The organism is Mycobacterium sp., from assembly GCF_032162605.1.
Classification (GTDB): Bacteria; Actinomycetota; Actinomycetes; order Mycobacteriales; family Mycobacteriaceae; genus Mycobacterium.
The window spans coordinates 1-7,346 of record NZ_JAVROT010000100.1 but is presented as its reverse complement, the minus strand read 5'-3'; the positions used below and the strand labels follow the sequence as shown (position 1 = coordinate 7,346).

Genomic DNA, 7,346 nt, shown 5'->3' with positions numbered 1-7,346 from the left:
GTATGTCATTCGTGCTGCAGGAATTCGTGCACTTCATCCTGCCGCACATCATCAAGGGCTACGGCGGCTCCAACGCCCAGCAGCCAATCATCCTGGTGCAGCCCAAGACTCAGTTCACCGTGTTCGGTGCCACCGTCACCAACGTCACGATCGTCATCGTCGCCGCAGCGTTGGTGCTCGCCGTGCTCACCGACATCGCGATCAACCGCACGAAGTTTGGCCGCGGCATCAGGGCCGTCGCGCAGGACTCGACGACGGCCACCCTGATGGGTGTGTCCCGCGAGCGGATCATCATGACCACATTCCTCATCGGCGGCCTCCTGGCCGGCGCCGCGGCACTGCTCTACACGCTCAAGGTCCCGCAGGGCATCATCTACTCCGGCGGATTCCTGCTCGGCATCAAGGCGTTCTCCGCGGCCGTCCTCGGCGGCATCGGAAACCTCCGCGGCGCGCTGCTGGGCGGTCTGCTGCTCGGCGTGATGGAGAACTACGGCCAGGCGGTTTTCGGCACCCAGTGGCGTGACGTCGTGGCCTTCGTGCTGCTCGTCCTGGTCCTGCTGGTGCGGCCGACCGGCATACTCGGTGAGAGCCTAGGGAAGGCGCGAGCATGAGCCACCAGGCTGGACCGACCGCTGATGAAGGCAGGACGCCGGCGCAACGACTGCTAGCGCCGGGGGACGGTCTGCGGCAGTGGTGGTCGGGACTCAGCCGGCCCGCGAAGTGGATCGCCGGCGTCGTCGGCTTCGGCCTGCTGGCCTTGTTGCCGCTGTACACGCCGGGCTTCGTCGACACCCCGGGGATCAGCTTCGGCGGCACGATGGCGGCATTCGTGATGATCGCGATCATCGCCATCGGCCTCAACGTGGTGGTCGGACAGGCCGGCCTGCTCGACCTCGGCTACGTCGGCTTCTACGCGGTCGGGGCCTACACGGTCGCACTGCTCACCAGTCCGGACAGCCCGTGGAACCAGATGGGCCCCACCGGATTCTTCAGCAAGGACTGGGCGTGGCTGTCCTGCGTGCCGATCGCGATGGCCGTGACGGCCCTGGCAGGACTGATCCTGGGCACCCCGACCCTGCGCCTACGTGGTGACTACCTCGCCATCGTGACGCTCGGATTCGGCGAGATCATCCGCCTTCTCGCCGACAACCTCAACGACGTCACCAACGGGTCCCGCGGGCTGAATCAGATCGCCTACCCGCGGCTTGGCGAGAGCGAGAAGTTGCCCAACGGCGTCTTCTCGAGCGGCAACTCCGGCGGCCACTCCAATTACGGCACCTGGTGGTTCTGGCTCGGTCTGCTGCTGATGATCGGCATCCTGCTGCTGGTCGGCAACCTGGAGCGAAGCCGCGTCGGCCGGGCCTGGGTCGCCATCAGGGAGGACGAGGACGCGGCGGAGGTCATGGGCGTCGACACCTTCCGCTTCAAGTTGTGGGCGTTCGTGATCGGCGCAGGCATCGGCGGCCTGTCCGGGGCGCTGTACGCCGGCCAGGTGCAGTACGTCGCGCCGACCAATTTCAACATCATCAACTCGATGCTGTTCCTGGTCGCCGTGGTGCTCGGTGGTCAGGGCAACAAGCTGGGCGTGATCTTCGGCGCATTCATCATCGTCTACCTGCCCAACCGGCTTCTCGGGGTTCACCTGTTGGGAGTCAATCTCGGCGACCTGAAGTACCTGTTCTTCGGCCTCGCGCTGGTGGTGCTGATGATCTTCCGGCCGCAGGGCCTGTTCCCGGTGCGGCAGCAACTGCTCGCGTACGGCAAGTCGGCGCGCAAACTGTTGGGCGCCGCCGACGATTCGAAGGCGGCTGCGTGAACGAACCAGTGATCGACGAGGAGCTGGCGGCGCTGCACCGTGAGGTGAAGGCGGCCGAAGGCGAGACGCTCCTGCACACCACGGATCTGAGCGTGAAGTTCGGCGGTCTGACGGCACTCGATTCGGTGACCTTCGACATCAAACGTGGCGAGATCCTCGGCTTGATCGGACCCAACGGCGCAGGCAAGACCACGTGCTTCAACGCGATCACCGGGGTCTACCGACCGACCTCGGGTTCGGTGATCTTCGATGGCGCTCCGCTCGGAAAGATCAAGCGGCATCAGATCACTCGGCGCGGCATTGCCAGAACGTTTCAGAACATCCGGCTCTGGGGTGAGATGACGGCGCTGGAGAACGTCGTCGTAGGCACGGACGCTCGGCACAAGACGTCGGTCCCCGGTGCACTGCTCCGGACACCTCGGCACCGACGCGAGGAGAAGTCGGCGATCGAGAAGGCCGCCGCACTGCTGCAGTTCGTCGGCATCGCGCAACGTGCCGATGAGAAGGCCAAGAACCTACCGTACGGAGATCAGCGTCGGTTGGAGATCGCCCGTGCCCTGGCAACCGAGCCGAAGCTGCTGTGCCTCGACGAGCCCGCGGCCGGGTTCAACCCCAGCGAGAAGGCGTCGCTCATCGAGCTCATCCAGGCCATCCGGAGCGACGGCTACACCGTGCTGCTGATCGAGCACGACATGCGGCTCGTCATGGGCGTGACGGACCGGATCGTGGTGCTCGAGTTCGGCCGCAAGATCGCCGACGGGCTGCCTGCCGACATCCGCGAAGACCCGGCGGTCATCGCCGCATACCTGGGGGTTCCCGATGATGAGCTCACCTGAGACCATGGACACCGACCCGCGTCCCGTCCTACTGGAGGTGCGTGACGTCGTCGTGCACTACGGCCGGATTCAGGCCCTGCATGGGGTTTCGTTGAAGGTGCACGAAGGCGAGCTGGTGACCCTGCTCGGATCCAACGGTGCGGGCAAGACCACGATGATGCGGGCCATCTCCGGTTTGCGGCCCCTGACGTCCGGTTCGGTGTGGTTCGACGGCAGGGACGTCTCGAGGGTCAAGGCGCACCGACGGGTCGTCGACGGTTTGATTCAGGCCCCGGAGGGACGCGGTGTGTTCCCGGGGATGACGGTCGCCGAGAACCTCGAAATGGGTTGCTACGGGCGGACCTTCCCGAGCAAGGCCGAGCATCGTGAGCGCTTCGACTGGGTGTTGGAGACCTTCCCGCGGCTTGCCGAGCGCCGCAGCCAGGTCGGTGGCACGCTGTCGGGCGGCGAGCAACAGATGCTTGCCATCGGCCGTGCGTTGATGGCCCGGCCCAAGGTGCTGCTGCTCGACGAGCCCTCGATGGGTCTGGCCCCGATGGTGATCTCGCAGATCTTCAAGATCATCTCGGAGATCAACAAGCAGGGCGCCACGGTGCTCCTGGTCGAGCAGAACGCCCAGCAGGCCCTGAGCCGCTCCGATCGCGCCTACATCCTGGAGACTGGTTCAGTGACGCGGACGGGCAATGCTCCAGACCTGTTGGCAGACGATAGTATTCGGGCCGCCTACCTCGGCGTCGCCTGACCGCGCACACCTCTCGCCCCCTGCCGCGAGCGTGCGTGTCTGTACGCGACGCGCCGAGGAGTTTTGGTCGTTTGCGCACGCTCGCTGGGGTCAGATATCTATGTGGAACCGCTTGACGCGTGACGTCGCACCGGCAGCGAGCACCACCCGACTGCGCGGGACCCCGAGATGTTCGGACAGCAGTTTGACGACCGCCTCGTTCGCCTTGCCGTCGACCGCGCGTTCGGGGACGTAGACCGTCAACTCGTCCTCGTCAATCACCTCGACGAGCGGACCCTTTCGGCTGCCGGGTTTGACGCGCACCCAAATGAACTCGGACATCAATCAATCCAACGCCGAGCGTGCGTGAATGCTCAATTGGCCTCGGCGTGTCGCGTACAGACACGCACGCTCGCGGGGAGGCGCAGGGACGATCAGCGGGCGACGATGACCGACGACCCGTGACCGAAGAGCCCCTGGTTGGCGGTGACGCCGACCGTCGCGCCCTCGACCTGTCTACCGATGGCCTGCCCCTTCAACTGCCAGGTGAGCTCGCAGACCTGCGCAATCGCCTGGGCCGGAATCGCTTCCCCAAAGCAGGCGAGACCACCCGACGGGTTGACGGGGACCCGGCCGCCGATGGTGGTAGCGCCGCTGCGGAGCAGTGACTCCGCCTCACCCCTAGCGCAGAGACCCAGGTGTTCATACCAGTCCAGCTCGAGCGCCGTGGACAGGTCGTAGACCTCGGCCAGTGACAGGTCCTCGGGTCCGATGCCCGCTTCGGCATAGGCGGCGTCGAGGATCTGATCCTTGAACACCCGATCCGGCGCGGCTACCACAGCGGTGGAATCCGTTGCGATGTCGGGCAGTTCGGGGAGATGCTGCGGGTACCGCGGGGTCACGGTGCTCACAGCACGCACCGACGGCACGCCCTCGAGTGAGCCAACGTGCTTCTGGGCGAACGACTTGCTCGCCACGATCAGCGCAGCCGCACCGTCGGAGGTGGCGCAGATGTCGAGCTGCCGCAGAGGATCGGAGACCACCGGGCTGGCCAGCACGTCCTCGACCGCGGATTCCTTGCGGTAGCGGGCATTCGGGTTCTGCAGACCGTGGCGCGAGTTCTTGACCTTCACCTGCGCGAAGTCCTCGGACGTCGCACCGTAGAGGTCCATCCGGCGGCGGGCCAGCAACGCGAAGTACACCGGGTTCATCGCACCGATCAGGTGGAAGCGCTGCCAGTCGGGATCGTTCTTGCGTTCGCCGCCCACCGGCGCGAACGCCCCCTTCGGGGTGGTGTCGGCGCCGATCACCAGGGCGACGTCGCAGAATCCCGCGAGGATCTGAGCACGGGCACTCTGGAGCGCCTGCGATCCGCTCGCGCACGCCGCGTAGCTCGAGCTGACGGGGACGCCGTTCCAGCCAAGCTTCTGAGCGAACGTCGAACCGGCGATGAAGCCCGGGTATCCGTTGCGGATGGTGTCGGCGCCTGCGACCAACTGGATCTGGCGCCAGTCGAGGCCGGCTTCGGACAGTGCGGCACGTGCGGCGACGACGCCGTACTCGGTGAAGTCGCGGCCCCACTTGCCCCACGGGTGCATGCCTGCGCCGAGGATGTAGAGCGGTTCCGGTGGGCCGGAGCGAAGCGACTCGGGGGATGCCTCCGGGGATGTGTCCGGGCTCATGCGATCCTCCATGCGTAGACGCTCCGCACGAATCCGTCTTCGTCGGTGTAGAGCGGCATCGTGGTCAATTCCATCTCGAGGCCGACCTTGAGGTCCGCGGCCAGCGTGCCCTCAACGACCTTGCCCAAGATGATCAGCCCCTCATCGGCGAGTTCGACCGCGGCGATGGCGAACGGCTGGAACGGGTCCGCGGCCGGATAGGGACTGGGTGGGGGATACCGATTCTCGGTGTAGCTCCACACCTTTCCGCGGCGTGAGAGCGGGACCTGGTCGAGCGTGTCGCCGTCGCACGCCGGGTTCGGACAGTTGTTGGCCCTCGGCGGAAAGACGTAGGTGCTGCACTGCGTGCACTTACCGGCGATCAGGTGGGCAACTCCGGCGTCGTCGGTGTCGAACCACCCGTCGATGGCTGGTAGTTGCGCTGGGGCGTCCGTAGATCCTGGCACGCGGCCAGCGTAATCGATGCCAATCGCGAAACTGAAACGTGTTGCAGTTTCGCCTGGCTCTGCGTCTCGAGCCGTCTTGACGACCGCGTCGATTTCGAGTCGCGAGCTGGGCCGCGGGGGTAGCGTCCGGCCCAGACATCATCGTCTGGAGATCCGGCAGATCCGGGGGGTCATCGTGGGACTTTTCAGCAAGGCGAAGAACGCGGCGCAGCAGGCCTGGGCCCAACAGCAACGGGGCGACGGGAAGGTACACGTTCAGGGCGCAGGCTTGATCGACCCCGGCCGTGATGGGCGGGCCGTCTACCCGCTCGGTGGCCGCGGACGATCCCATCTGGCAGCCGATCAACGGCATCTCGCTCCAGGACTACGGCGGGCTCGCGCGTGACGCGCAAGCCCGTGGTGTCACCGACGAGGCAGGCATGATCGCCCTCGGCCAGGAGCGCGGATGGAACGCGGCCGACACGAAGGCGGCGCTCGACGGCTGGGTGCAGCGGATGGGCCAGTCGATGGCCGTCGGACAGCAGTTCCGCAAGTTCCTCGGCTACTGACCGAAGTGTGATCGTCCAGGCCCAACCCGCTGAAGGACTGGGCGCGGATGACTTCGACGAAGTCGTGCAGCTGCACGTCGCGCAGGATCAGGACGTCGGTGATCATCGGTTTAACTCCTGTCCGCGTGGGTGTCGTGTCGGTACTTGATGGTGACGTGTGCAAGCTCGTCCGGTCCGGCGCTGGCCCTGAGCATCTCCCGGTTGGCGGCGATGACGTCTGCCGTCTCGGGACGGCGACGAATCTCATAGTCGCGCAACCCGTTCCGTGGTTCACGCGCCAACTCGTCGGCCAATGTCGTGGCGTCGATGATCGACTGTGAACCACCGTTGGCGCCGACCGGATACATCGGGTGCGCGGCGTCGCCGAGCAGCGTCACCCGGCCGTGCCCGCCGGGAGGCGACCACCACGCCAACGGATCCCGATCGACCATCGGGTACTCCAGCACGGTCTCCGCATTTCGCACCAGGGCGGCGACGTCGAGCCAGTCCAACCGGAAGGCCGACAGGTGGCCGATCACGATGTCCGGATCGCCTGGCGAGTTCCAGTTCGCATCCCCCGGAAGCGCGCCAGGCGCGGCCTCGTCGACCTGGACCACCCAGTTGATCAGTCCGTCGCCGATCGGGTAGACGATGACGTCGACGCCGTCACCCTTGACGATCGCCATCGTCTCGCCGTCGAGGAAGGGCTCGGTCCTGGTCGTCCCGCGGAACATCTGCATGCCCGACCAGAGCAGCTGATCGCCCGTCGGGTGCAGCTGCGCTCGCACGGCGGAGTGGATGCCGTCGGCGCCGACGAGCACCGCCGTCGTCGTCGCTCCGGCAGAGGTGTGCACCAACACTTCATCGTCGGACTCGTGGAAGCCGGTCAGCCGGTGACCACAGCGCACCGCGTCTGGTCCGAGCCGGTCACGCACGGCAGACAGCAGCAGCGCCTGCAGACGACCGCGGTGGACGGAGAGCTGCGGCCAGCGATACCCGCCGTCGATTCCTCGCGGCTCGCGGTACAGCAGGCGGCCCTGGTCGTCGTGAAATTGGATCGCCCTGGGCGCCACGGCGTGTTCGGCCAACTCGTCGGCGAGCCCGAGTCGGTCGAGCTCGGCGACGGCGCGGGGCAGCAGGTTGATGCCGACCCCGAGCGGTCGCAGTTCGGCGGCTCGTTCGATGACGGTGGCCTCGGTGCCGTGTCGGTGCAGGGCCAGTGCCGCGGTGAGGCCTCCGATTCCGGCGCCAGCGATCAGGACGGTGGTGTCGTTCATGGATTCCAGGATCGGCGCGGTGGTTACATAAGTCCAATACA

At 66.4% G+C, this 7,346-nt stretch carries 9 protein-coding genes; 5 read left to right on the top strand and 4 right to left on the bottom strand.

The window, feature by feature from the left end; genetic code table 11:
* The 4 genes from QOI01_RS06055 to QOI01_RS06040 all read left to right on the top strand — a co-directional run.
* Positions 1 to 611: ABC transporter permease subunit (locus QOI01_RS06055; protein ID WP_526379280.1), on the top strand; the 611-nt coding region annotated here is incomplete at its 5' end.
* Positions 608 to 1,816, top strand: coding sequence for a branched-chain amino acid ABC transporter permease (locus QOI01_RS06050; RefSeq protein WP_526379279.1), 1,209 nt, complete (start codon positions 608 to 610; stop codon positions 1,814 to 1,816). The genes QOI01_RS06055 and QOI01_RS06050, both read left to right, overlap by 4 nt.
* Positions 1,813 to 2,652: an ABC transporter ATP-binding protein gene (locus QOI01_RS06045; protein WP_526379278.1), complete on the top strand. Its 840-nt coding sequence runs from the start codon at positions 1,813 to 1,815 to the stop codon at positions 2,650 to 2,652. The genes QOI01_RS06050 and QOI01_RS06045 overlap by 4 nt, the downstream gene beginning before the upstream one ends.
* Complete coding sequence (locus QOI01_RS06040; RefSeq protein ID WP_526379277.1) at positions 2,636 to 3,394, top strand: ABC transporter ATP-binding protein; 759 nt, start codon at positions 2,636 to 2,638, stop codon at positions 3,392 to 3,394. The genes QOI01_RS06045 and QOI01_RS06040 overlap by 17 nt, the downstream gene beginning before the upstream one ends.
* Before the next feature lie 90 nt (positions 3,395 to 3,484).
* On the opposite strand, the gene QOI01_RS06035 is transcribed toward QOI01_RS06040, so the two are convergent.
* The 3 genes from QOI01_RS06035 to QOI01_RS06025 all read right to left on the bottom strand — a co-directional run bounded on the left by QOI01_RS06035 (position 3,485) and on the right by QOI01_RS06025 (position 5,501).
* A complete protein-coding gene (locus tag QOI01_RS06035; RefSeq protein ID WP_526379276.1) occupies positions 3,485 to 3,715 on the bottom strand; it encodes a DUF167 domain-containing protein in 231 nt (76 codons plus the stop codon).
* Positions 3,716 to 3,807: 92 nt separating this feature from the next.
* The gene (locus QOI01_RS06030; RefSeq protein WP_526379275.1) at positions 3,808 to 5,055 is read right to left on the bottom strand and encodes a lipid-transfer protein; all 1,248 of its coding nucleotides are present in this window, start codon (positions 5,053 to 5,055) and stop codon (positions 3,808 to 3,810) included.
* The gene (locus QOI01_RS06025) at positions 5,052 to 5,501 is read right to left on the bottom strand and encodes a Zn-ribbon domain-containing OB-fold protein (protein ID WP_526379274.1); all 450 of its coding nucleotides are present in this window, start codon (positions 5,499 to 5,501) and stop codon (positions 5,052 to 5,054) included. Before QOI01_RS06025 ends, QOI01_RS06030 begins: the two co-directional genes overlap by 4 nt.
* Positions 5,502 to 5,788: 287 nt before the next feature.
* Here QOI01_RS06025 and QOI01_RS06020 point away from each other — a divergent pair, with 287 nt between their 5' ends.
* The gene (locus tag QOI01_RS06020; RefSeq protein ID WP_526379273.1) at positions 5,789 to 6,049 is read left to right on the top strand and encodes a hypothetical protein; all 261 of its coding nucleotides are present in this window, start codon (positions 5,789 to 5,791) and stop codon (positions 6,047 to 6,049) included.
* Positions 6,050 to 6,159: 110 nt separating this feature from the next.
* Here the strand turns inward: QOI01_RS06020 and QOI01_RS06015 are convergent, their stop codons facing one another.
* On the bottom strand, positions 6,160 to 7,317 hold the full coding sequence (locus tag QOI01_RS06015; protein WP_526379281.1) for an FAD-dependent oxidoreductase: 1,158 nt from the start codon (positions 7,315 to 7,317) through the stop codon (positions 6,160 to 6,162).
* Positions 7,318 to 7,346: the final 29 nt, after the last annotated feature.

Bases quoted from the DNA above. Each gene is read 5' to 3' on its own strand.
- QOI01_RS06050 (WP_526379279.1), top strand. From the start codon at position 608: ATGAGCCACCAGGCTGGACCGACCGCTGATGAAGGCAGGACGCCGGCG.
- QOI01_RS06040 (WP_526379277.1), top strand. From the start codon at position 2,636: ATGATGAGCTCACCTGAGACCATGGACACCGACCCGCGTCCCGTCCTA.
- QOI01_RS06035 (WP_526379276.1), bottom strand. From the start codon at position 3,715: ATGTCCGAGTTCATTTGGGTGCGCGTCAAACCCGGCAGCCGAAAGGGT.
- QOI01_RS06030 (WP_526379275.1), bottom strand. From the start codon at position 5,055: ATGAGCCCGGACACATCCCCGGAGGCATCCCCCGAGTCGCTTCGCTCC.
- QOI01_RS06020 (WP_526379273.1), top strand. From the start codon at position 5,789: ATGGGCGGGCCGTCTACCCGCTCGGTGGCCGCGGACGATCCCATCTGG.